At 62.3% G+C, this 21,389-nt stretch carries 28 protein-coding genes and 1 pseudogene; 5 read left to right on the top strand and 24 right to left on the bottom strand.

The genetic code is table 11. The annotated features are described in order from the left end of the window. Positions 1–4: 4 nt before the first annotated feature. From ptsP to F9K07_RS02470, 5 genes are all read right to left on the bottom strand, one after another. Positions 5–1,762, bottom strand: coding sequence for a phosphoenolpyruvate--protein phosphotransferase (ptsP, locus tag F9K07_RS02490; RefSeq protein ID WP_159589056.1), 1,758 nt, complete (start codon positions 1,760–1,762; stop codon positions 5–7). Between the two features lies 1 nt (position 1,763). Then, positions 1,764–2,033 carry an HPr family phosphocarrier protein gene (locus F9K07_RS02485; RefSeq protein ID WP_159589054.1) on the bottom strand — a complete coding sequence of 90 codons (270 nt, stop codon included), beginning with the start codon at positions 2,031–2,033 and terminating at the stop codon, positions 1,764–1,766. Then, positions 2,002–2,448 carry a PTS sugar transporter subunit IIA gene (locus F9K07_RS02480; protein WP_159589052.1) on the bottom strand — a complete coding sequence of 149 codons (447 nt, stop codon included), beginning with the start codon at positions 2,446–2,448 and terminating at the stop codon, positions 2,002–2,004. The genes F9K07_RS02485 and F9K07_RS02480 overlap by 32 nt, the downstream gene beginning before the upstream one ends. A gap of 9 nt (positions 2,449–2,457) precedes the next feature. Next, positions 2,458–3,681 (bottom strand): MFS transporter, encoded by a 1,224-nt coding sequence (locus F9K07_RS02475; RefSeq protein ID WP_159596784.1) that lies wholly within the window; start codon positions 3,679–3,681, stop codon positions 2,458–2,460. A 77-nt stretch (positions 3,682–3,758) separates the two neighbouring features. After that, entirely contained in the window at positions 3,759–4,331 is a 573-nt protein-coding gene (locus F9K07_RS02470) for a hypothetical protein (protein ID WP_159589050.1), read from the bottom strand. Positions 4,332–4,398: 67 nt separating this feature from the next. On the opposite strand from F9K07_RS02470, the gene F9K07_RS02465 reads away from it, so the two are divergent. Further along, positions 4,399–5,664 carry a CaiB/BaiF CoA transferase family protein gene (locus F9K07_RS02465; protein WP_159589048.1) on the top strand — a complete coding sequence of 422 codons (1,266 nt, stop codon included), beginning with the start codon at positions 4,399–4,401 and terminating at the stop codon, positions 5,662–5,664. 13 nt (positions 5,665–5,677) lie between these two features. Further along, complete coding sequence (locus tag F9K07_RS02460; RefSeq protein WP_236581781.1) at positions 5,678–6,112, top strand: thioredoxin fold domain-containing protein; 435 nt, start codon at positions 5,678–5,680, stop codon at positions 6,110–6,112. A gap of 25 nt (positions 6,113–6,137) precedes the next feature. Here the strand turns inward: F9K07_RS02460 and F9K07_RS02455 are convergent, their stop codons facing one another. Further along, the gene (locus tag F9K07_RS02455) at positions 6,138–6,842 is read right to left on the bottom strand and encodes a DUF4197 domain-containing protein (protein ID WP_159589046.1); all 705 of its coding nucleotides are present in this window, start codon (positions 6,840–6,842) and stop codon (positions 6,138–6,140) included. Between the two features lie 74 nt (positions 6,843–6,916). Here F9K07_RS02455 and F9K07_RS02450 point away from each other — a divergent pair, with 74 nt between their 5' ends. After that, a complete protein-coding gene (locus F9K07_RS02450; protein ID WP_159589044.1) occupies positions 6,917–7,447 on the top strand; it encodes a TlpA family protein disulfide reductase in 531 nt (176 codons plus the stop codon). A gap of 73 nt (positions 7,448–7,520) precedes the next feature. Here the strand turns inward: F9K07_RS02450 and F9K07_RS02445 are convergent. After that, a pseudogene (locus F9K07_RS02445) lies at positions 7,521–7,973 on the bottom strand (c-type cytochrome). A gap of 160 nt (positions 7,974–8,133) precedes the next feature. On the opposite strand from F9K07_RS02445, the gene F9K07_RS02440 reads away from it, so the two are divergent. Beyond that, positions 8,134–8,802, top strand: a complete 669-nt coding sequence (locus F9K07_RS02440; protein WP_159589042.1) for a cytochrome b/b6 domain-containing protein — start codon at positions 8,134–8,136, stop codon at positions 8,800–8,802. A 73-nt stretch (positions 8,803–8,875) separates the two neighbouring features. Next, entirely contained in the window at positions 8,876–9,373 is a 498-nt protein-coding gene (locus tag F9K07_RS02435; RefSeq protein WP_159589040.1) for a GNAT family N-acetyltransferase, read from the top strand. A gap of 77 nt (positions 9,374–9,450) precedes the next feature. On the opposite strand, the gene F9K07_RS02430 is transcribed toward F9K07_RS02435, so the two are convergent. The 17 genes from F9K07_RS02430 to F9K07_RS02350 all read right to left on the bottom strand — a co-directional run bounded on the left by F9K07_RS02430 (position 9,451) and on the right by F9K07_RS02350 (position 21,300). Next, positions 9,451–9,963, bottom strand: a complete 513-nt coding sequence (locus F9K07_RS02430) for a peroxiredoxin (protein WP_159589038.1) — start codon at positions 9,961–9,963, stop codon at positions 9,451–9,453. Positions 9,964–10,094: 131 nt separating this feature from the next. Then, positions 10,095–10,364 carry a 30S ribosomal protein S17 gene (rpsQ, locus tag F9K07_RS02425; RefSeq protein ID WP_159589035.1) on the bottom strand — a complete coding sequence of 90 codons (270 nt, stop codon included), beginning with the start codon at positions 10,362–10,364 and terminating at the stop codon, positions 10,095–10,097. A gap of 9 nt (positions 10,365–10,373) precedes the next feature. Continuing rightward, entirely contained in the window at positions 10,374–10,580 is a 207-nt protein-coding gene (gene rpmC / locus F9K07_RS02420; RefSeq protein WP_159589033.1) for a 50S ribosomal protein L29, read from the bottom strand. Positions 10,581–10,596: 16 nt separating this feature from the next. After that, positions 10,597–11,013, bottom strand: a complete 417-nt coding sequence (gene rplP / locus F9K07_RS02415; protein ID WP_066272355.1) for a 50S ribosomal protein L16 — start codon at positions 11,011–11,013, stop codon at positions 10,597–10,599. Positions 11,014–11,015: 2 nt separating this feature from the next. Next, positions 11,016–11,894 carry a 30S ribosomal protein S3 gene (rpsC, locus tag F9K07_RS02410; protein ID WP_159589028.1) on the bottom strand — a complete coding sequence of 293 codons (879 nt, stop codon included), beginning with the start codon at positions 11,892–11,894 and terminating at the stop codon, positions 11,016–11,018. A gap of 15 nt (positions 11,895–11,909) precedes the next feature. Beyond that, on the bottom strand, positions 11,910–12,239 hold the full coding sequence (gene rplV, locus F9K07_RS02405; RefSeq protein ID WP_137918325.1) for a 50S ribosomal protein L22: 330 nt from the start codon (positions 12,237–12,239) through the stop codon (positions 11,910–11,912). A 9-nt stretch (positions 12,240–12,248) separates the two neighbouring features. Further along, the gene (rpsS, locus tag F9K07_RS02400; protein ID WP_137918324.1) at positions 12,249–12,524 is read right to left on the bottom strand and encodes a 30S ribosomal protein S19; all 276 of its coding nucleotides are present in this window, start codon (positions 12,522–12,524) and stop codon (positions 12,249–12,251) included. 12 nt (positions 12,525–12,536) lie between these two features. Further along, positions 12,537–13,361 carry a 50S ribosomal protein L2 gene (rplB, locus tag F9K07_RS02395; protein ID WP_137918323.1) on the bottom strand — a complete coding sequence of 275 codons (825 nt, stop codon included), beginning with the start codon at positions 13,359–13,361 and terminating at the stop codon, positions 12,537–12,539. 2 nt (positions 13,362–13,363) lie between these two features. Then, the gene (gene rplW / locus F9K07_RS02390; protein WP_159589026.1) at positions 13,364–13,678 is read right to left on the bottom strand and encodes a 50S ribosomal protein L23; all 315 of its coding nucleotides are present in this window, start codon (positions 13,676–13,678) and stop codon (positions 13,364–13,366) included. Then, complete coding sequence (rplD, locus tag F9K07_RS02385; RefSeq protein ID WP_159589024.1) at positions 13,675–14,295, bottom strand: 50S ribosomal protein L4; 621 nt, start codon at positions 14,293–14,295, stop codon at positions 13,675–13,677. The genes rplW and rplD overlap by 4 nt, the downstream gene beginning before the upstream one ends. Then, positions 14,295–14,969 carry a 50S ribosomal protein L3 gene (gene rplC, locus F9K07_RS02380; RefSeq protein WP_159589022.1) on the bottom strand — a complete coding sequence of 225 codons (675 nt, stop codon included), beginning with the start codon at positions 14,967–14,969 and terminating at the stop codon, positions 14,295–14,297. The genes rplD and rplC overlap by 1 nt, the downstream gene beginning before the upstream one ends. Positions 14,970–15,168: 199 nt before the next feature. Next, positions 15,169–15,483 (bottom strand): 30S ribosomal protein S10, encoded by a 315-nt coding sequence (rpsJ, locus tag F9K07_RS02375; RefSeq protein WP_056266806.1) that lies wholly within the window; start codon positions 15,481–15,483, stop codon positions 15,169–15,171. 9 nt (positions 15,484–15,492) lie between these two features. After that, the gene (gene tuf, locus F9K07_RS02370) at positions 15,493–16,683 is read right to left on the bottom strand and encodes an elongation factor Tu (protein WP_159589020.1); all 1,191 of its coding nucleotides are present in this window, start codon (positions 16,681–16,683) and stop codon (positions 15,493–15,495) included. Positions 16,684–16,836: 153 nt separating this feature from the next. Next, a complete protein-coding gene (gene fusA / locus F9K07_RS02365) occupies positions 16,837–18,939 on the bottom strand; it encodes an elongation factor G (protein ID WP_159589018.1) in 2,103 nt (700 codons plus the stop codon). Between the two features lie 89 nt (positions 18,940–19,028). Next, positions 19,029–19,499: a 30S ribosomal protein S7 gene (gene rpsG, locus F9K07_RS02360; RefSeq protein WP_137918320.1), complete on the bottom strand. Its 471-nt coding sequence runs from the start codon at positions 19,497–19,499 to the stop codon at positions 19,029–19,031. Positions 19,500–19,654: 155 nt separating this feature from the next. Further along, positions 19,655–20,032, bottom strand: a complete 378-nt coding sequence (gene rpsL / locus F9K07_RS02355; RefSeq protein ID WP_068169701.1) for a 30S ribosomal protein S12 — start codon at positions 20,030–20,032, stop codon at positions 19,655–19,657. Positions 20,033–20,169: 137 nt separating this feature from the next. Further along, entirely contained in the window at positions 20,170–21,300 is a 1,131-nt protein-coding gene (locus tag F9K07_RS02350; RefSeq protein WP_159589016.1) for a D-alanyl-D-alanine carboxypeptidase family protein, read from the bottom strand. Positions 21,301–21,389: the final 89 nt, after the last annotated feature.

Below are 21,389 nucleotides of genomic sequence, written 5' to 3'. Positions count from 1 at the left end.
GGTATCAGTCGGTCATCAGGGCGGCGGGGTCTTCGGCTGCCAGCACACTCTGCGCCCAGGTTTGCAGGCGCGTGGTGTCGCAGCGCAAGATCTGCTGCTTGACCGCGAGAATTTGCGACGGATGCATGGAAAACGTGCGCAAGCCCAGGCCGAGCAGCAACCGGGTCAAGGTCACGTCGCCGGCCATCTCGCCACACACGCTCACGCCCTTGCCCTTGTCCAGGCACTGTGCGATGGTGCTGGCCAGCAGCTGCAGCACCGCTGGGTGCACGGGGTCGTACAAATGGGCAACGGCTTCATCCGCGCGATCGATCGCCAGCGTGTACTGGATCAGGTCGTTGGTGCCGATCGACAGAAAATCGAAGTAGCGCAAGAACAGGGGAACGGTGAGCGCCGCCGCAGGCACCTCGATCATCGCGCCCAGCTTGACCTGGCCTTGCGGTATCCCGGCAACGCTCAACTGCTCGCGCGCACGCTCGACCAGACTGAGCGTCTGGCGGATTTCGCTGGCGTGGGCCAGCATCGGAATCAGCAACTTGACCGGCCCATGCGCCGCGGCACGCAGGATCGCGCGCAACTGCACCAGAAACATGGACGGCTCGGCCAGGCTCCATCGGATGGCACGCAGGCCCAGCGCGGGGTTGAGGTGGTCTTCCGCGGTGCGCGATGCGTTGCGGTCGAGCGGTTTGTCGGCACCGACATCGACGGTTCGAATGGTCACCGGCAGGCCCTGCATGCCCTCGACCGCGCGGCGGTAGGCCTGGTATTGCTCTTCCTCGTCGGGCAAGTTGCCGCTGCGTCCCATGAACAGGAATTCGCTGCGAAACAGGCCCACGCCCACGGCACCAGCCTTGAGCGCGGCCGAGGCATCTTCGGGTTGTTCGATGTTGGCCAACAGCTCGATGCGCTGGCCATCCAGCGTGACGGCCGGCGTGTTCCGCAGGCGCGAGAGGCGCTCGCGCTCGACCTCGCCCTGGCGCTGCTTGAAACCGTATTCGGCCAGGAGAATGGCGGACGGATCGACCAGCACCACACCCGCATCACCGTCAATGATGACCCAGTCGTCCTGCTTGATCAGGTGGCTGGCCGAGCGCGCACCCACCACGGCCGGAATGTCCATGCTGCGGGCGACGATGGCGGTGTGGCTGGTCTTGCCACCAACATCGGTAACGAAACCGGCGAACACGCTTTGCTTGAACTGCAGCATGTCGGCCGGCGAAAGGTCGTGCGCGATCAACACGAGCGGTGCCTCGAATGCGCTGTCGTGCGCCTGCCGCGCCTCGTCGCCACCCACCACCACGGGCAGCTTCACGCCACGCATGAAACGCAACATGCGCTCCACCACCTGCTCCAGGTCGGCCTTGCGTTCGCGCAGATAGGGATCCTCCATCTCGTCGAACTGGCGCGCGATCACTTCCAGCTGCGTGGTGAGCGCCCATTCCGCGTTGTAGTGGCGCTCGACGATCCAATGCTTCACGCCGCTGGTGAGCTGCTCGTCTTGCAGCAGCATCAGGTGCACGTCGAGCAGCGCGGTGAGCTCGGGGTGCGCATCGTTCGGGCCCAGTTCGTGCAGGCTTTGCTGCACCTTTGTGATTTCCTCCGCTACCGCATTGCGTGCCTGGCGCAGGCGCTCGATCTCGGCGTCGACTTGATCCGCCTGCACAAAGTAGTGCGCCACGTCCATGCGGCTGGACGCCACGATCACAGCCCGCCCGATGGCAATGCCCCGGGAAACCGCCAGACCGTGGACCGAAACGGTCATGTCATTCACCTTCGCCGAATTTGTCGTTGATCAAGGCCAGCAATGCGGTCATCGCCGCCTGTTCGTCCTTGCCATCGGTCTCGATCTCGACATCGCTGCCCATGCCGGCGGCCAGCATCATCACCCCCATGATGCTCTTGGCATTGACACGCCTGTCACCACGCGCCATCCAGACATCGCTGGCAAAGCCGCCGGCCAGTTTGGTGAGTTTGGCGGACGCGCGTGCGTGCAAGCCGAGCTTATTGCTGATGGTCGCGGTGGTCTTGATCATGGGTGGCTCGTCGGGCCTGGTTTTGTGGGGCGGTCACCGCCACCTGGATCACACCCTGCGTGGCGCCGATCATGGCGCGCGAGATCAGTGCGTCCAGCGCTTCATGGCGGTACGACACGGTGCGCAGCAACATGGGCAGGTTCACGCCCGCAATGAGTTTGGAGTTGACGCCGTCGATGAGCTTCTGGGCCACGTTGCAAGGCGTGGCGCCGAACACGTCGGTGACCACCAAGGTCTGCGGCAGGCGCATCTGGCGCATGAGCACGCGCGCCTGCGCCAGCGATTCCTCGGGTGGCACGTTGGGCTGAACATCCAGCGCGGCGATGGCGTCGGCACTGTCCGGGAAGACGTGCAGCACGCACTGGCGCAGGGCCGAGGCCAGCGGGGCGTGCGCCAGGATCAGGATGCCGTTCATGGCGGCAGTTTAGCTGGGCCGCGCCACGGTTTGGCGCAGATGGGCGCGCAGAAAGACCGCATAAGCCCACACGCCGCACGCGCCAAAGATCGCCACGGCGCCCCGGTAGTGGTCAAAAGCGCTGCCCCCCAACATGGCCAGGGCATCGATCAACAAGCCAATGGCCCATTGCAGGACGAACACGCCCGCAAAAATGGCTAGGTTGTAGGCCGACAACGCACGCCCCGCCGCTGCCACGGGCAAGGCCAGCGCCACGGCCGGCTGCGACAGCGACAGAACCGTGCAGCTCACGCAATACAAGGCCCAGAGCGGCCACCCCGCGCCCGAGCCCAATGCCACGATGGCGCCCAGCACGACAAAACTCAACGGCAAACCCCACGCGATCAAGCGCTCGGGCAGCCAGCCATTGCGCATCAGGCGTGGGTTGACCATACCCCAAAGCCAAAACGCGCACAGCATCGACAGATTGATGGCGAACAAGCCTCCCGCGGCTTGCTGCGGCGTGTAGCCCGCCACGTTCACCATCCAAGGCCCGGCCCACAAGGTCTGCATGGCAATCATCCCTCCGTAGTTGACGATGCCGATGGGCAGCATCTGACGAAAGTAAGGATGGCGCCAGATCACGCCATAGCCGATCGCCTCGTCCTTCGAGTGCGCCTCGTGCCCCTTTTCGCGCTGGCGCCATGGCGGCACGACAAGCGCAATGATCACCATCGCCAGCAACAGCAAGGCCGCCAACCCCCAAAACAGCCCGCGCCATCCGGTCAGCGGCATCAGCCATTGCACCGGCAAGGTGGCTGCCACCATGCCGAGCGAGCCGGTCATGAGCATCCAGGCGTTGGCGCGCATCTGAGCTGCAGGCGACAGCCAGCGCCGATAGCCGGTCAGCGGCGCCATGAGACAGGCACTCACGCCCATGCCCGTGAGCACGCGCGCGGCCAGCAAACCGAAAAAACTGGTCGCCAGCGCAAAAGCCCCGCAACCCAGCACCGCGAGGGCCAGAAACCACAGGATCACACGGCGCGGACCATGCCGGTCCAGCCAGTTGCCCAGTGGAACCTGCGTCAGCGCGAACCCCAGGAAGTAGCCGCCGGCCAACAAGCCGAGATCGCTTGCGCTGAGCGCCATTTCCGCGCTCAGCGTGGGCGACAGCGTCGCGGTGATGGCCCGCAACAGCGCCGACAGGAAATAGGCAATGGCAAACGTGAGAAAAACGATGACCGCCGTGCGCATGGGCAGTGCGTCCGGGCTGGGAACGTTCGTCCCCGCCGAACCTTCGTAGCGCACGGGGCTGGATCGCAGAGCCTGGTTCATGGCAGCTTGAGCCCCTCAAAAAAAGCCGAGGTCACATTCGCATCTTTCAAGGCGGGGCCATAGATGGCGGCTTGGTACATCTTCGATTCACGCACAAAATGCAACGCGCGCATCTGCACAGGCTGGCCTCGTGGGTCCGTGCCGAGCGCGGTCAAGCCCATGACCTGCGTGGCGCCGGGCACCCCGGCACTCCACTGCGTTGCGGGCTCGTCGACACGTGCCGGATCCACCCGTATGGCGCTCAACGAAGCGCGCCGCCAGCCGGCGAGTGCCGCGGGCACCCGGGTGGCATCACCCAGCTCGGCCCAAGACAGCGCAAAGGTCAAACCGCCTGCGTCGCAACTGTGCATGTGAAGCTCGACAGGAGTGCCCCCGTCCAAGGACACGGGGCGCGAGGCGATCTCCACCTTGCACGGCATCAGCGCCTGCAGCGGCGTGCCCTGCAGGCGCAACTCACGCCAGTTGAAAGTGGGCGAACACGCGCCCAACATCCCCACGGAACCCAGCAAAAGCGCCAAGGGGCGCAAGCCACAACGGTGAAACAGGCAGCCCAAGGCAGAGACGAACATGGATTTCCAGCGCAACAGGCCACCGCCGAGACAGCGCTCAAGCCGCGGCCTCGCGCACAATGGCGACATGAACGCTTTGGATGGTATCCGCATACTCGATCTCTCCCGCGTGCTCGCAGGCCCTTGGTGCACACAGACGCTGGCCGACCTCGGCGCCGACGTGGTAAAGGTGGAGCGTCCACCAAGGCAGAACCACCCCGGTGGCGATGACACGCGCGGTTGGGGGCCGCCATTTCTGCGCGGGCGCGATGGCAGCGATACCGCCGAAGCCGCGTACTACCTCGGGGCCAATCGCAACAAGCGCTCCATCACCTGCGACATCGCCACACCCGATGGCCAGTCGCTGATCCGTGAGCTCGCAGCCAAGGCCGACGTGTTCGTGGAGAACTACAAGGTAGGCGACATGGCACGCTACGGCCTGGACTACCCCACACTGAGCGCGATCAACCCCAGGCTCGTCTACTGCTCCATCACCGGCTTCGGCCAAACCGGCCCTTACAAGGACCGCGCCGGTTACGACTTCGCCATCCAGGCCATGGGCGGCCTCATGAGCCTGACGGGCGAACGCGATGATCTCCCGGGCGGCGGTCCGCAAAAAGTCGGGGTGGCCGTGGCCGACCTGTTCACCGGCATGTACGCCACCGTGGCGATCCAGGCGGCCTTGCGCCATGCAGAGCGCACCGGCGAAGGCCAGCACATCGACATGGCACTGCTCGACACGCAAGTCGCCATGCTCGCCAACCTCGGCGCCAACTATCTCGTGCGCGGCCGCGCGGACGGCAAGATGCCCGGGCGTGCGGGCAACGCCCATACCAACATCGTGCCGTACCAGGTGTTCGAGGTCGCGCCCGACGCGCAGGGCCAAGCCCAGCACATCATTCTGGCGGTGGGCAACGACGGCCAGTTCGCCAAGTTTTGCGCCGTCGCCGGCCGCCCCGAGTTGGCCACCGATGCGCGCTTCGCGCAGAACCAGAACCGTGTGCGCCATCGGGAGGTGCTGGTGCCCATGCTGGCCGATATCCTCAAGGCGCGCGGCAAGGCCGACTGGCTCGCCGCGCTGGAAGCCGCCAAGGTGCCCTGCGGACCCATCAACAACCTGGCCGAGGTGTTTGCCGACGAGCACGTGCGCTCGCGCCACATGGTGCACACCTGGGCGCACCCGTTGGCCGACGAAATGGACCTGGTGGCCAGTCCGATGAAGCTGGGCGCCACGCCCGTGCGCAACGACCTGCCTCCGCCTTTGCTGGGCGAACACACCGCCGAGGTGCTGAAGGATTGGCTGGACACGCTACCCGCTCGCGTGATCGAGTTGCAACGCAGCGGTGCCATCTGACCGGGGTTCCTCCGTGAGCGACGTCAAAAGCCCCGCAACTCCAGCCCCAGCCGCGGCCACCCTGCCCACCGCCACCTCGTTGCGCGGCGCGGGGCAAGCCGCGGCGGCGAAAGGCGAACCCCTCGTGGTCATGACCTCGCTGGAAGGCTGCCCCTATTGCGCCATCGTGCGCGGCCACTACCTGCTGCCCATGCGGCGTGAGGGCAAAGTGCACGCGGTGGAAGTGGACGTGCTCGATCGCAAGAGCAACCTGCAAGGTTTTGACGGCCAGATGACCACCCCGGCAGAGCAGGCACGCGCCTGGAAGGCCCGCTTCACACCGACGGTGTTGTTCTTCGGCCCCGACGGACGTGAGCTGGCCGAGCGTCTGGTGGGCATCGCTGTGCCCGACTTCTACGGTGAGTATCTCGAAGCCCGACTCGCGGAGGCGCGCCGCAAGCTTCGATAGGCCAATGCGCCGCGCGGGCCCTGGCCTACTTCATCGCGCCAAAAACCTTCTTGAGGATGGCGCTGCCCGTGCCCACCGGGTCCTGGCGGATCTTGCGCTCCTCCTCACCGATGATGGTGTAGAGCCCGTCCAGCGATTTGCCGGTCACGTAGCGCTGGATGTTCGCGTCCTCCGACTTCACCAGGCCCAGCCCCGCCACCTTGCCCGCAACCTTGTTGTAGGTATTCGCCAGACCCACTTTTTCCGTCGCCTGGGTGACGATGGGCAGGAATTTTTCGCCCAAGGGCGTGCGCGTTTTTTCCGCAAAGAACTGGGTGACCGAGTTGTCGCCACCGCCCAGGATGTTCTTGGCATCGGTCACCGACATGGACTTGACGGCGCCCACCAGCACGTCCCGCCCCATGGGCACGGCCGCCTCGGCGGCGCGGTTCATGCTGGTCACCAGCTCGTCCACGCGCTTGCCCTGGCCGGTCATCTTGAGCAGCTTGGACGCATCCTCGAGAAATCCGGGCAAAGGAATCCGAACTTTTGGATTGCCGAGGAATCCATCGGTCTTGCCCAGCAAAGCGACCGCTGCCAGCGCGCCTTTCTCCAGGGCCACCTTGATGCCCTGACTCGCATCGCCGTCGGTGAGATCGCCCAGAGACAGCGCCTTGGCTTGTTGATGCGCGGCAAGCACCAACAGTCCGATCAGGGCTGTGGTGGACTGGGTAAACTGGCGACGCAGCATGGCAATTCTCCGGAAGAGGCGGGCTTTTTCAACGATGGATGAGGGCAATGTAGCCCCCAGGAAGTGTAAAGACAATGACATCTCTCAGTCCCAGCGGACGCCGACGCCGCCATGCCCTGCAGGCCGTGGCAGCCCTCGGCGCCGTCAGCGCACTCGGGTTGGCAGCCGGATGTTCCACACGCGACACCGCCCCGGAATCCACCTTTGTGCTGCTCGATGGCAGCAAAGCCACCACGGCCGACTTCAAAGGCAAGGTCACCCTCGTGAACTTCTGGGCGACCACCTGCGTGACCTGCGTGAAGGAAATGCCTTCCATCGTTGCCACCTACAAGAAGTACGAAGGCCAGGGGTTCGACACCATGGCCGTGGCCATGGAATACGACCCGCCCGCCTGGGTGCTCAACTTCGTGCAGTCGCGCCAGATTCCCTTCAAGGTCGCACTGGACAACACAGGAGCCATCGCAAAAGACTGGGGCGATGTGAAGCTCACGCCCACCACCTACCTGGTGGACAAGCAGGGCCGCATCGTCAAACGCTTCGTCGGCGAGCCGGACTTTCCCGCGCTGCATGCGCTGATCGAGGAGCTGCTGGCCAAACCCACCTGAGGCGGCGCCTGTCGCCAGGCACAAAAAAAGCCGGAACGTCGTTCCGGCTTTTGCATTTCAGAGCATGCGGCACTCAGTCCTTGCGGTAGACGTCGTGGCACGCCTTGCAGCTCTGACCCACCGCACCGAAAGCGGTCTTGATGGCATCCAGACTGCCGGTCTTGGCTGCTGTGTTCAGTTTTGCGGTCTCCACCTGAAGCTTGTCAGACGCTTCCTTGAACTTGGCCTGCTCGGTCCAGATCTTGGGCTACGCACGGGTTTCGCCCTTGTCAGTACCGGCCACGAAACCCTCCCATGGCAACTTGCTCATGGTCTCCACGATCGCAGCGCTGTCAGCGGCCACCTTGGCATCGAAAGGCGCACGGCCGTTGGCCATCGCACCGATGCGACCGAAGTGGGTAGCCATCACGGTCAGGGCCGACTTGCGGTACTTCACCGCGTCTTCGGGCTTCTGGAATTGCGCGAACACAGGCGCCGAAAGTGTGCCGAAAGCAAGGGTCAGTGCCAGTGGGGCGATTATTTTCATGAAGACTCCTGAGGAGGTTGTGGTGCTTGGTGGCGTGACCCTCGGGGCCACCCGCACAGGAGTGTAGGTGCCCGGCCAAAGTTCCGTGGGAACTGTTTTCCGGTATACCTTCTCCATCCATCCGCCCTTCAAACCCGACCAACACCCACGGCCCATCACCATGCAAACCATCCGCGTCTGGGATCTCCCTACCCGTCTGTTCCATTGGCTGCTCGCCGCTTGCGTGATCGGCCTGATCGTCACCGGCAGTGTCGGTGGCAACTGGATGAACTGGCACCTGCGCCTGGGCTATGCCGTGCTGACCCTGTTGCTGTTCCGCCTGGTCTGGGGCTTCATTGGCGGGCACTGGTCGCGCTTCAGCAGCTTCCTCTACGGGCCTTCTTCGCTATGGGCCCACGTGAAAGGACGTGCCAAGCCCGAGCACCAGGTGGGCCACAGTCCGCTGGGCGTGTTGTCCGTGTTCGCACTGCTGCTGATCCTGCTAGCTCAGGTCGGCACGGGCCTGATCAGTGACGACGAGATCTCCTTCTTCGGCCCTCTGGTGCGCTTCGTCTCCGGAGACACCGTCGCGCTCGCCACCAACTACCACAAGAACCTTGGAAAACTGATCATCTTCGGGCTCGTGGGCCTGCATCTGATGGCCATCGCCTACTACAAGTGGATCAAGAAGCAGACGCTGGTGAAGCCCATGGTCGCTGGCGACAAGCAAGTGGCGATCCCCGCGCCCAGCGCACGCGATACCGTGGGCACCCGTTCGCTCGCGCTTGTGGTGTTCGGGCTGTGCGCTGGCGCAGTGACGTGGCTGGTCGGTCTGGGCAGTGCTTTCTGAGACTCTGGCGTGGGCTGTCGTATAGTGGCAGCCACCCCATTGCCCGGGGCTCTGCCCCTGCACCCCTCCCGCCATGACCGACACCGGAGCCGCCGTGATCTCATTGAGACCGGCCCAGTTTCCCGACGACTTGCATACCGTGCGCCAGCTGTTCCTGGACTACCAGGCCGGACTGGACATCGATCTGTGCTTCCAAGATTTCGACGCCGAACTGGCCGAGCTACCCGGCGCCTATGCGCCGCCTTCGGGCGCCTTGCTGGTGGCCTATGTGGACGGCGAGCCTGCCGGTTGCTGCGCCATGCGCCCGCTCTACAACACCGACCATCTCAACGCATGCGAAATGAAGCGCCTGTTCGTGCGCCCCGCATTCCGTGGCTTTGGTCTGGGCCGGCTGCTGGTGGAGCGCATCCTGACCGACGGGCGCCTCAACGGCTACACCACCATGCTGCTCGACACCTTGAACGACATGGAAACCGCCCGCGCCCTCTACCAGGAGGTGGGCTTCGTGGAAGTGGCACCGTATTACCACAACCCGATCCCGGGGGCACACTACCTGAAAGTCGATCTCTGACACCACGGCCGTAACAGCCCACCGAAAATAAGCCGCCGAGTGTTTCCACCGGCGGCCCTGGTATATCCAGCAGGAAATCAGACGCCTGCTTTGGCCTGGGCCAACAGGGTCCCCGCGTCGCTCACCTCGAACTTGCCAGGGGCCTCTACGTTCAGGGATTTGACCACGCCATCCTTGATCAACATCGAATAGCGGTTGCTGCGCAAACCCATGCCGCGGCCGGAGAGATCGAGCGTCAATCCCGTCGCCTTGGCGAAGTCCGCGCTGCCGTCGGCCAGCATGCGCACCTTGTCCGCGGTCTTCTGCTCGCGCGCCCAGGCACCCATCACAAAGGCATCGTTCACGCTCAGACACCAGATTTCGTCCACGCCAGCCCCCTTCAGCGCGGCGGCTTGCTCCACATAGCCTGGCACATGCTTGGCCGAACATGTCGGCGTGAATGCGCCCGGCAGCGCGAACACCGCGATCGTCTTGCCGGCAGACGCCTTCTGCACATCCACGGGATTCGGGCCAATGCTGCACCCATTGCCCTCGACCTCGCTGTACTCCATCAGCGTTGCTGCTGGAATCTTGTCACCCACCTTGATCATGCTGTGCTCCTTGTCGTGTGGCCCCTTGGCCGTGGCTGGAAAGGCCCTTGGAATTCGGACCCCGGAAAAGAAAAAGCGACCGAATTGTCGGTCGCTTTTCGAATATACGCCGCGAAGCGGCGTAAAGAGGCTCAGACCAGCGCGGCCTTTTGCACCAAGCGCGTAGCAACCCAGTTCTTGGTCTTGGACAGCGGACGGCTTTCGGTGATCTCGATCACGTCGCCCATCTTGTACTCGCCCTTTTCGTCGTGCGCGTGGTATTTGCTCGACTTAGCCACGATCTTGTCGTACAGCTCGTGCTTCACACGGCGCTCCACCAGGACCGTCACGGTCTTGGCGCGCTTGTCGCTGACCACCTTGCCAACCAAGGTGCGCTTGAGGGATGTTTTAGCTTCCGTCATGGTCACTCCTTATTTGGCAGCGGCGGCGGCACGCTGCTTCTCGGCCAGGATGGTCTTGGCGCGAGCGATCGCACGGCGGGTGTCACCCAGCGTGGCGTTGTTGTTCAGTTGTTGCGTGGCTTTTTGCATGCGCAAACCGAAATGGGCCTTTTGCAAAGACTTCACTTCGGCTTCGAGACCGGCCACATCCTTTTGGCGCAGTTCAGCAGTTTTCATCTTGTGTTCTCCTGAATCACTGACCCAACATGCGCGTCACGAACGTGGTGCGCAACGGAAGCTTGGCAGCAGCCAGCGTGAACGCTTCGCGTGCCAGCTGTTCAGGCACGCCCACGATCTCGTACAGCACCTTGCCAGGCTGGATCTCGGCCACGTAGTACTCCACAGAACCCTTACCGTTGCCCATACGGACTTCGGCAGGCTTGTTGGAGATTGGCTTGTCCGGGAACACGCGAATCCAGATGCGGCCGCCACGCTTCACGTGACGGGAGATCGCACGGCGTGCGGCCTCGATCTGACGGGCCGTCAGACGACCACGGTCGGTCGACTTCAGGCCGAAGTCGCCAAAAGCGACGGTAGCGCCACTGGTGGCAACGCCGGTATTGCGGCCTTTTTGTTCTTTGCGGAACTTGCGGCGAGCAGGTTGCAACATGTTTATTCTCCTTTGCCGTCCGCAGCTGCAGATGCGGGCGCGGCGTCTTTGCGAACGCGCTTAACGGCGGGTTTGGTTTCGGTGCCGGCTGTGGCCTCGGCAGGCTTGTCGCTGCCATCGGCCGGAGCGGCGTTGGCGCCAGGGCGGCGAACCGCAGCTCGGGCAGGAGGACCTGCTGGACGCTCACGGCGCGGACCGCGCGGACGACGCTCTTCTTCGACACGCGGCTCGGCGGCGACAGGTGCGTCGTTGCGGCCGAGGGTGTCACCCTTGTAGACCCAGACCTTGACACCAATGATGCCGTAGGTGGTCTTGGCTTCGGACGTGCCGTAGTCGATGTCGGCGCGCAGGGTGTGAAGCGGTACGCGACCTTCGCGGTACCACTCGCAACGGGCGATTTCGATACCGTTGAGACGGCCCGACGACATGATCTTGATGCCTTGCGCGCCCAGACGCATCGCGTTCTGCATGGCGCGCTTCATGGCACGACGGAACATGATGCGCTTTTCAAGCTGCTGGGTAATGCTGTCGGCGATCAGCTTGGCATCGATTTCAGGCTTGCGCACTTCTTCGATGTTGACCGCAACCGGCACACCCAACTTGGCGGCTAGCTCCTTCTTCAGCTTCTCGATGTCTTCGCCTTTCTTGCCGATCACCACACCCGGACGTGCCGAGTAAATGGTGATGCGGGCGTTCTTGGCGGGGCGCTCGATCACGACGCGCGAAACGGCGGCGTTCTTCAGCTTGCCCTTGAGGTACTCGCGCACCTTGACATCTTCGGCGAGCATGCCGGCGAAGTCACGGTTGCTGGCGTACCAACGGCTGGCCCAGTTGCGCGAAACGGCGAGGCGGAACCCGGTGGGGTTGATTTTCTGTCCCATATTCCTGTGACCTCTTCAGTTGCCAACCGTCACATAGATGTGACACGTGGGTTTGCTGATGCGGTTGCCGCGGCCTTTGGCGCGGGCCGAGAAGCGCTTGAGCGTGGTGCCTTGCTCGACGTAGATGGTCTTGACCTTCAATTCGTCGATGTCAGCACCGTCGTTGTGTTCAGCGTTGGCGATAGCGGACTCAAGAGCTTTCTTGACAATGCCAGCGGCCTTCTTCTGCGTGAACGCCAGGATGTTGAGGGCCTGGTCGACCTTCTTGCCGCGAATCAGGTCAGCAACCAGTCGGCCTTTGTCGACCGAGAGGCGAACGCCTCGAACGATTGAACGGGTTTCCATGGTTAGTCCTTACTTCTTCGCTTTTTTGTCGGCCGGGTGGCCCTTGAACGTGCGCGTCAGCGAGAACTCGCCGAGCTTGTGTCCCACCATTTGATCGGTGATGTACACGGGCACGTGCTGCTTGCCGTTGTGTACGGCGATGGTCAGGCCGATGAAATCGGGCAGGACCATCGAACGGCGCGACCAAGTCTTGACGGGCTTTTTATCCTTGGTAGCTTGGGCTTTTTCAACCTTGGCCATCAGGTGGTGGTCGACAAACGGACCTTTTTTGAGTGAGCGAGTCATGTTGTCAACCCTTTACTTCTTGCGACGCGAGACGATCATCGACTGCGTGCGGCGGTTGTTGCGGGTGCGATAACCCTTGGTCAGGTTGCCCCACGGATCCACCGGCGCGCGGCCTTCGCCGGTCTTGCCTTCACCACCACCGTGCGGGTGGTCGATCGGGTTCATCGCGGTGCCGCGAACGGTCGGACGGATGCCCATGTGGCGCTTCACACCGGCCTTGCCCAGTTGGCGCAGACTGTGTTCCTGGTTGGACACTTCGCCGATGGTGGCGCGGCAGTCCACATGGACCTTGCGCACTTCGCCCGAGCGCATGCGCACCTGAGCGTAGATGCCTTCGCGGGCCAGCAGTACAGCCGAGGCGCCAGCGGAACGGGCGATTTGTGCGCCCTTGCCCACTTGCAGCTCGATGCAGTGAATGGTCGAACCCACTGGAATGTTGCGGATCGGCAGGGTGTTGCCCACGCGGATCGGCGACTCCGAGCCCGACAGCAGGGTGGCACCCACTTCAACGCCACGCGGGGCGATGATGTAACGGCGCTCGCCATCGGCGTAGCACATCAGCGCAATGTGCGCCGTGCGGTTCGGATCGTACTCAATGCGTTCGACCTTGGCCGGAATGCCATCCTTGTCACGACGGAAGTCGACGACACGGTAGTGGTGCTTGTGACCACCGCCCTTGTGGCGGGTGGTGATGTGACCATTGTTGTTGCGGCCGGCCTTCTGGAACTGGGGTTCCAGCAGGGGCGCAAAACCTGCACCCTTGTGCAGCTGGTCACGCGTGACCTTCACCATGCCACGACGGCCTGGTGAAGTCGGTTTCATCTTGATGACAGCCATGATTAAGCGCCCTCTCCACCAAAGTTCAGCTCTTGACCTGGCATCAGCGTCACATAGGCCTTGCGGACGTGGTCACGACGACCCATCGTCTTGCCAAAGCGCTTGGACTTGCCCTTCTGGTTGAGCACGGAAACACCCTTGACCTGGACCTTGAACATCAGTTCGACGGCGGCTTTGATCTCGGGCTTGGAGGCATCGCGCAACACCTTGAACATCACGGCGTTGGTTTGCTCGGCGACCTGGGTAGCCTTCTCGGACACGATCGGCGCCACGAGAACCTGCATCAGGCGACCTTCGTCGTATTTTGTGACGCTCATGCGAACATCTCCTTGAGCTGGTCAATCGCCGCCTTGGTGACGATGACCTTCTTGTAATGCACCAGCGACAGCGGGTCGGCGTAACGCGGCTCGACCACCAGCACGTTGGGCAGGTTGCGCGAGGCGAGGTACAGGTTTTCGTCGACTTCGTCAGCAATCACCAGCACCGATTGCAGGTTCATGGCCTTGAATTTGTCGGCCAGCTGCTTGGTCTTGGGCGAGTCCACCTTGATGGAATCGACCACGGCCAGACGGCCTTCGCGCACCAGCTGCGAGAAGATGGAGGCCATGCCGGCGCGGTACATCTTCTTGTTGAGCTTCTGGGTGAAATTCTCGTCAGGGCTGTTCGGGAAGATGCGACCGCCTCCGCGCCACAGCGGGGAAGACGTCATACCGGCGCGAGCGCGGCCCGTGCCCTTTTGCTTGAACGGCTTCTTGGTCGAGTGCTTGACCATCTGACGGTCTTTTTGAGCACGCGTACCTTGACGGGCGTTCGCTTGGTAAGCCACCACGAGTTGGTGGATCAGGGCTTCGTTGTAGTCGCGACCAAACACGGTCTCAGGCACGTCCACATTGGACGAGGCCTGTCCCTGGTCATTCAGGAGTTCAACTTGCATCAGTTCGCTCCCTTGGCCACTTTGGCCTTGATGGCGGGACGCACGGTCAGGAAACCGCCGTTGGCGCCGGGGACTGCGCCGCGGATCATGAGCAGCTGACGAGCTTCGTCCACGCGCACGATGTCGAGGTTCTGGATGGTCTTGGTCACATCGCCCAGGTGCCCGGTCATCTTCTTGCCGGGGAACACACGGCCCGGATCCTGGGCCATGGAGATCGAGCCTGGCACGTTGTGCGAACGGCTGTTGCCGTGCGACGCGCGTTGCGAGCTGAAGTTGTGACGTTTGATGGTACCGGCGAAGCCTTTACCGATCGAAGTACCTTGCACATCCACCTTTTGACCCGCCGCGAAGATCGCGTTGGGAGCCACCACAGCACCTGGCTGGTACTGGGCGGCGACGTCGGAGGCGACGCGGAATTCCTGGATGACTTCACCCGCTTCAACACCGGCCTTGGCCAGATGACCTGCTTCGGGCTTGGTCACGCGAGAGGCACGACGAGCACCAAAGGTGACCTGCAGCGCATCGTAGCCATCGTTGGCCAGGGTTTTGACTTGTGTCACTCGGTTGTTCGACACGTCGACCACCGTGACAGGCACTGCGTCCCCGTCATCGGTGAACAGGCGCATCATGCCCACCTTGCGACCCAACAACCCGAGGGAGTTGCTAAGACTCATTGTTTTCTCCGTTCCCGACTTCAATTGGCCGGGGCTGATGGTGCGGAACCGGGTTCCGCTCTAAGGACCGATGACCCAAGGCCGACCGGCGCCACGAAATATCCGACCAGAAGTCGGAAAGCCCGACAGTATACCCGGCGGGCTTACTCTCCGCAAGCGCTACTGGGCGATTACCCAGCGACGCTTATCACAGTGCGCGTTATTGCAGCTTGATTTCGACGTCCACGCCAGCCGGCAGGTCGAGCTTCATCAGGGCGTCGACGGTCTTGTCGGTCGGGTCCACGATGTCCATCAGACGCTGGTGGGTGCGGATCTCAAGCTGGTCGCGGCTGGTCTTGTTGACGTGCGGCGAACGCAGGATGTCGAAACGCTTCATGCGGGTCGGCAGGGGCACTGGACCCTTGACGATTGCACCGGTACGCTTGGCGGTGTCCACGATCTCGGCTGCCGAGCTGTCGATCAGCTTGTAGTCGAACGCCTTGAGACGGATGCGGATTTTCTGTTTGGTCGACATGGCCGCTCCTTACGCAATGATCTTGGCGACGACGCCGGCGCCGACGGTACGACCGCCTTCGCGGATGGCAAAACGCAGACCTTCCTCCATGGCGATCGGGGCGATCAGCTTGACCGTGATCGACACGTTGTCACCCGGCATCACCATTTCCTTGCCTTCGGGCAGCTCGATCGAGCCAGTCACGTCGGTCGTGCGGAAGTAGAACTGCGGGCGGTAGTTGTTGAAGAACGGCGTGTGACGGCCACCTTCGTCCTTGGACAGCACATACACCTCACCCGTGAAGTGCGTGTGCGGCTTGATCGAGCCGGGCTTGCACAGCACCTGGCCGCGCTGCACTTCTTCGCGCTTGGTGCCGCGCAGCAAGATACCGACGTTGTCGCCCGCCTGACCCTGGTCCAGCAGCTTGCGGAACATTTCCACGCCCGTGCAGGTGGTCTTCTGGGTGGTGGTGATACCGACGATTTCGATTTCCTCACCCACCTTGACCACACCGCGCTCGATACGACCGGTCACCACCGTGCCACGACCCGAGATCGAGAACACGTCTTCCACCGGCATCAGGAAGGCACCGTCCACCGCGCGCTCGGGCGTGGGGATATAGCTGTCCAACGCTTCGGCCAGCTTCATGATGGCCTCTTCGCCCAGCTTGCCCTTGTCACCTTCCAGGGCAAGCTTGGCCGAGCCGTGGATGATGGGGGTCGCATCGCCCGGGAATTCGTACTTGTCCAGCAGCTCGCGCACTTCCATTTCGACCAGCTCGAGCAGCTCGGCGTCGTCGACCATGTCGCACTTGTTGAGGAACACGATGATGTAAGGCACACCCACCTGACGGGCCAACAGAATGTGCTCGCGGGTCTGGGGCATCGGGCCGTCAGCGGCCGAGCACACCAGGATGGCGCCATCCATCTGGGCAGCACCCGTGATCATGTTCTTCACATAGTCGGCGTGGCCGGGGCAGTCCACGTGGGCGTAGTGACGATTGGCCGTCTCGTACTCCACGTGCGCGGTGTTGATGGTGATGCCGCGAGCCTTTTCTTCGGGCGCCGCGTCGATCTGGTCGTAAGCCTTGGCGGCACCGCCGAATTTGGACGCCAGCACCGTCGTGATGGCCGCCGTCAACGTCGTCTTGCCGTGGTCAACGTGACCAATCGTGCCCACGTTCACGTGCGGCTTGGTCCGCTCAAATTTCTCTTTTGCCATTTTCAATTCCTAAAGAACAAAACCCGTGTCACGGTTTAAGGTCTGCACCACACTGCTGATTCGCCCCGCACGGGGACAGGGCGGCGTGCGGTCGCAGACCGGCTTACTACAGTTGAGGACAGGACACCCGAGGCACCCGCCCCTCCAACAGACTTACTTTGCGCGTGCCGCCACAATGGCTTCAGACACGTTGCGCGGCGCTTCGGAGTAGTGCTTGAATTCCATCGTGTAGGTGGCACGACCTTGCGACATCGAACGCAGCGTCGTCGAATAGCCAAACATTTCCGACAGAGGCACTTCTGCCTTGATCGCCTTGCCGCCACCGACCATGTCTTCCATGCCTTGCACCATACCGCGGCGGCTCGACAGATCGCCCATCACGTTGCCGGCGTAGTCTTCGGGCGTTTCCACTTCCACGGCCATCATGGGTTCCAGGATGACGGGGCTGGCCTTCTTGCAGCCTTCCTTGAAGCCGAAGATGGCGGCCATCTTGAACGCCATTTCGGACGAGTCCACGTCATGGTACGAACCGAAGTGCAGCGTGACCTTGACGTCCACCACCGGGAAGCCCGCCAGCACACCGGAGTTCAACGCTTCGATCACGCCCTTTTCCACCGCAGGGATGTACTCACGCGGCACCACACCACCCTTGATGGCATCGACGAACTCGAAGCCCTTGCCCGCTTCGTTGGGTTCGATCTTGAACACCACGTGGCCGTACTGACCCTTACCACCCGACTGGCGCACGAACTTGCCTTCCGCTTCGTCCACGCTCTTGCGAATCGTTTCGCGGTAGGCCACCTGCGGCTTGCCGACGTTGGCTTCGACGCCGAATTCGCGCTTCATGCGGTCGACGATGATTTCCAGGTGCAGCTCGCCCATACCGGAAATGATGGTCTGGCCAGACTCTTCGTCGGTCTTGACGCGGAACGAAGGATCTTCAGACGCCAGGCGTTGCAACGCAATGCCCATCTTTTCCTGGTCGGCCTTGGTCTTGGGCTCCACAGCCTGCGCGATCACGGGCTCGGGGAACACCATGCGCTCGAGCATGATGATGGCATCTGGGTCGCACAGGGTTTCACCCGTGGTCACGTCCTTCAGGCCCACGCAGGCAGCGATGTCGCCGGCGCGGATTTCTTCCACTTCAAGGCGATTGTTCGCGTGCATCTGCACGATACGGCCGATGCGTTCTTTCTTGCCCTTGACGGGGTTGAACACAGAGTCGCCCTTTTTCAGGACGCCTGAGTACACACGCACGAACGTGAGCTGACCCACGTACGGGTCGGTCATCAGCTTGAACGCCAACGCGGACAGCTTTTCGTCGTCGGACGCCTTGCGCGTGGTTGGCGCCTCGTTGTCGTCGGTACCACCAACAGGGGGAATGTCCACCGGCGAAGGCAGGAAGTCGATCACGGCGTCGAGCATGCGCTGCACGCCCTTGTTCTTGAAAGCGGTGCCGCACAGCATGGGCTGGATTTCCGTGGCCAGCGTGCGCGCACGGATGCCTTGCTTGATCTCGGCTTCGCTCAGGTCGCCTTCTTCAAGGTACTTGTTCATCAGCTCTTCGCTGGACTCGGCAGCAGCCTCAAGCATCTTCTCGCGCCACTCCTTGGCCTGCTCCTGCAACTCGGCCGGGATATCCTGGAACTCGAACTTCATGCCCTGGGACGCGTCATCCCAGATGATGGCCTTCATCTTGATGAGGTCGACCACCCCCTTGAAGTTGTCTTCAGCGCCGATGGGGATCACGATAGGCACGGGGTTGGCCTTCAGACGCAGCTTCATCTGGTCGTGGACCTTGAAGAAGTTAGCACCGGTGCGGTCCATCTTGTTGACGAAGGCCAGACGCGGCACCTTGTACTTGTTGGCTTGGCGCCAGACGGTCTCCGACTGGGGCTGCACGCCACCCACAGCGCAATACACCATGCAGGCACCGTCCAGCACGCGCATGGAACGCTCCACCTCAATGGTGAAGTCCACGTGGCCGGGGGTGTCGATGATGTTGAAACGGTGCTCAGGGTAGGACAGGTCCATGCCCTTCCAGAAGCAGGTGGTCGCAGCGGACGTGATCGTGATGCCACGCTCCTGCTCCTGCTCCATCCAGTCCATGGTGGCAGCGCCATCGTGAACTTCGCCGATCTTGTGGTTCACACCGGTGTAGAACAGGATGCGTTCGGTGGTGGTGGTCTTGCCGGCATCGATGTGCGCGGAAATACCAATGTTGCGATAACGCTCAAGGGGCGTGGTGCGGGACATGGAAATACTCCGAAATTGGATCGAGCCCGCCACCCTCAACAGGGGAACGGGCTCTCGGTTCTGGATGCTCTACTGGGCCGAGGCCCGGATCAGAAGCGGAAGTGGCTGAACGCCTTGTTGGCTTCGGCCATGCGGTGCACTTCATCGCGCCGCTTCATGGCGCCGCCACGGCCTTCGGTGGCCTCGATCAGCTCGTTGGCCAGACGCAGCGCCATGGACTTCTCACTGCGCTTGCGGGCGGCTTCCTTGATCCAACGCATGGACAGCGCCAGACGGCGCACAGGACGAACTTCAACCGGCACCTGGTAGTTGGCACCACCCACGCGGCGGGACTTCACTTCCACCATGGGCTTGACGTTGTTGATGGCGACCGAGAAGATTTCGACCGGATCTTTGCCGCTCTTCTTCTCGATCTGCTCCAGCGCGCCATAAATGATGCGCTCGGCGACTGCTTTCTTGCCGCCTTCCATGATCACGTTCATGAACTTGGAGAGCTCGACATTGCCGAACTTGGGATCCGGCAGGATTTCACGTTTAGGGACTTCGCGACGACGTGGCATTTCTTCACCTCATATTGCTTCAGTTGGCACCTTTTCAGGGCCGCGAGAGCCATGCAAAACTCTCACTTACTCGACCCGCACGGACGATTCCGTGTTGTGGGCCACTGCGCTTGAGCCACCTGCCAGGCGGCACAAACACTGGAAATTTCAAACGATCAAGCCTTCTTGGGGCGCTTGGCACCGTATTTGGAGCGAGACTGCTTGCGGTCTTTCACGCCTTGCAAGTCAAGCGAACCACGCACGATGTGGTAACGCACACCGGGCAAGTCCTTGACACGACCACCACGGACCAGCACAACGCTGTGCTCCTGGAGGTTGTGACCTTCGCCACCGATGTAGGAGATGACCTCAAAACCGTTGGTCAGGCGCACCTTGGCGACCTTGCGCAGAGCGGAGTTGGGCTTCTTGGGGGTCGTGGTGTACACACGGGTGCACACACCGCGACGCTGCGGAGAGTTTTCCATGGCCGGGCTCTTGGATTTGGTCTTTTCGACCTCCCGGCCGTGGCGCACGAGTTGATTGATGGTTGGCATTAAAACGTCCCTAAACGTTTGAAAAAAGCGAAAACGAAAACTCCTCGGAAGATTCCGAAAAGCCCTCTAATGTAGCACGCAGCCGAAATCTGGACAATCGCAAAGCTCGCAGCAAGCCGCCATTCGCGGAGCGGGAATCACTGGATCCAGAGACGAATGGCGTCCCAGGCACGGCCCACAATGCCGCTTTCTTCGACGGTGTCCAACACCGAGAGAGGAATTTCAGCCACGGGGGAACCATTGGCCAGGGTCACGCGCAAAGTCCCGACAGATTGGCCACGCAATAGCGGCGCCACGAGCGGCTCTGGGCGCACCACCTCGGATTTGAGCTTGGCACCCTCTCCCGCGGGCACCGACACGACAACACCCTCGGCGCGCCCCAAGCGCACCTGATCGGCCTTGCCCTTCCAGACGCGGGGCGTAGCCACCGGCTCACCCACAGGAACGAGACGCACCGCATCGAAGGCGGTATAGCCCCAGTTAAGAAGTTTCTGGCTTTCAGCCGCTCTCGCGTTTTCGCTGGAAGCACCCAGCAACACGCTGACCAAACGCCGCTGACCTTGCGCCCCCTCACCCAGCCCGGGCACCTGGCGACGCGCCGTGGCAACCAGGCAGTAACCTGCGGCGTTGGTATGTCCGGTCTTCAATCCATCGACGCTAGGATCGCGAAACAGCAACAAGTTGCGGTTGGTGTCGTTGGCCGCGGGCGTACCGGGATAGCGGTAGCGTTGGATGGCGTAGTACGACACGTACTGCGGAAAGTCCACCATCAACCGGGTGGCCAGCGTGGCAAGGTCGCGCGCCGTCGTCGTGTGACCAGCCTCGGTCAACCCTTCAACGTTGCGATAGCTCGTCGAGGGCATGCCCAAGACTTTGGCCTGCTCGTTCATCAATTGCACGAAACGCTCGACCGATCCGGCAACGCCTTCGGCCAGCGCCACGGTTGCGTCGTTACCCGATTGAACAATCATGCCCTTGATCAAGTCCTCAACGGGCACCTGCATCTTGGGGTCGATAAACATGCGAGAGCCCGGCGTCTTCCAGGCACGCTCACTGACGCCGAAGGTTTGCGCGAGGGTGATCTTGCCGGATTTGAGCGCGTCAAAAACCAGGTAGGCGCTCATCAGCTTGGTCAACGACGCGGGCTCGACAGCCTGGTCGGGGTTTTTGGCCGCGAGGACCTGGCCAGAGGTGACATCGAGCAGCAAGTAAGCCCGCGCAGCCACTTCCGGCGCCACCGGCATCTGCGCCAGGGCGGGCAATGCCATGCTCACCGCCAAGCCCAGAGTGAATACGACGTGAGAGAAAAATCGACGCAACAAAATCAAGTCCTTCAAATAAAACAACCCACCCGCAG

Origin of the sequence: Hydrogenophaga sp. BPS33 (assembly GCF_009859475.1) — a bacterium.
Lineage (GTDB): Bacteria > Pseudomonadota > Gammaproteobacteria > Burkholderiales > Burkholderiaceae_C > Hydrogenophaga.
The sequence above is the reverse complement of the archived record's forward strand: the minus strand, read 5'-3'. Positions and strand labels throughout refer to the sequence as shown.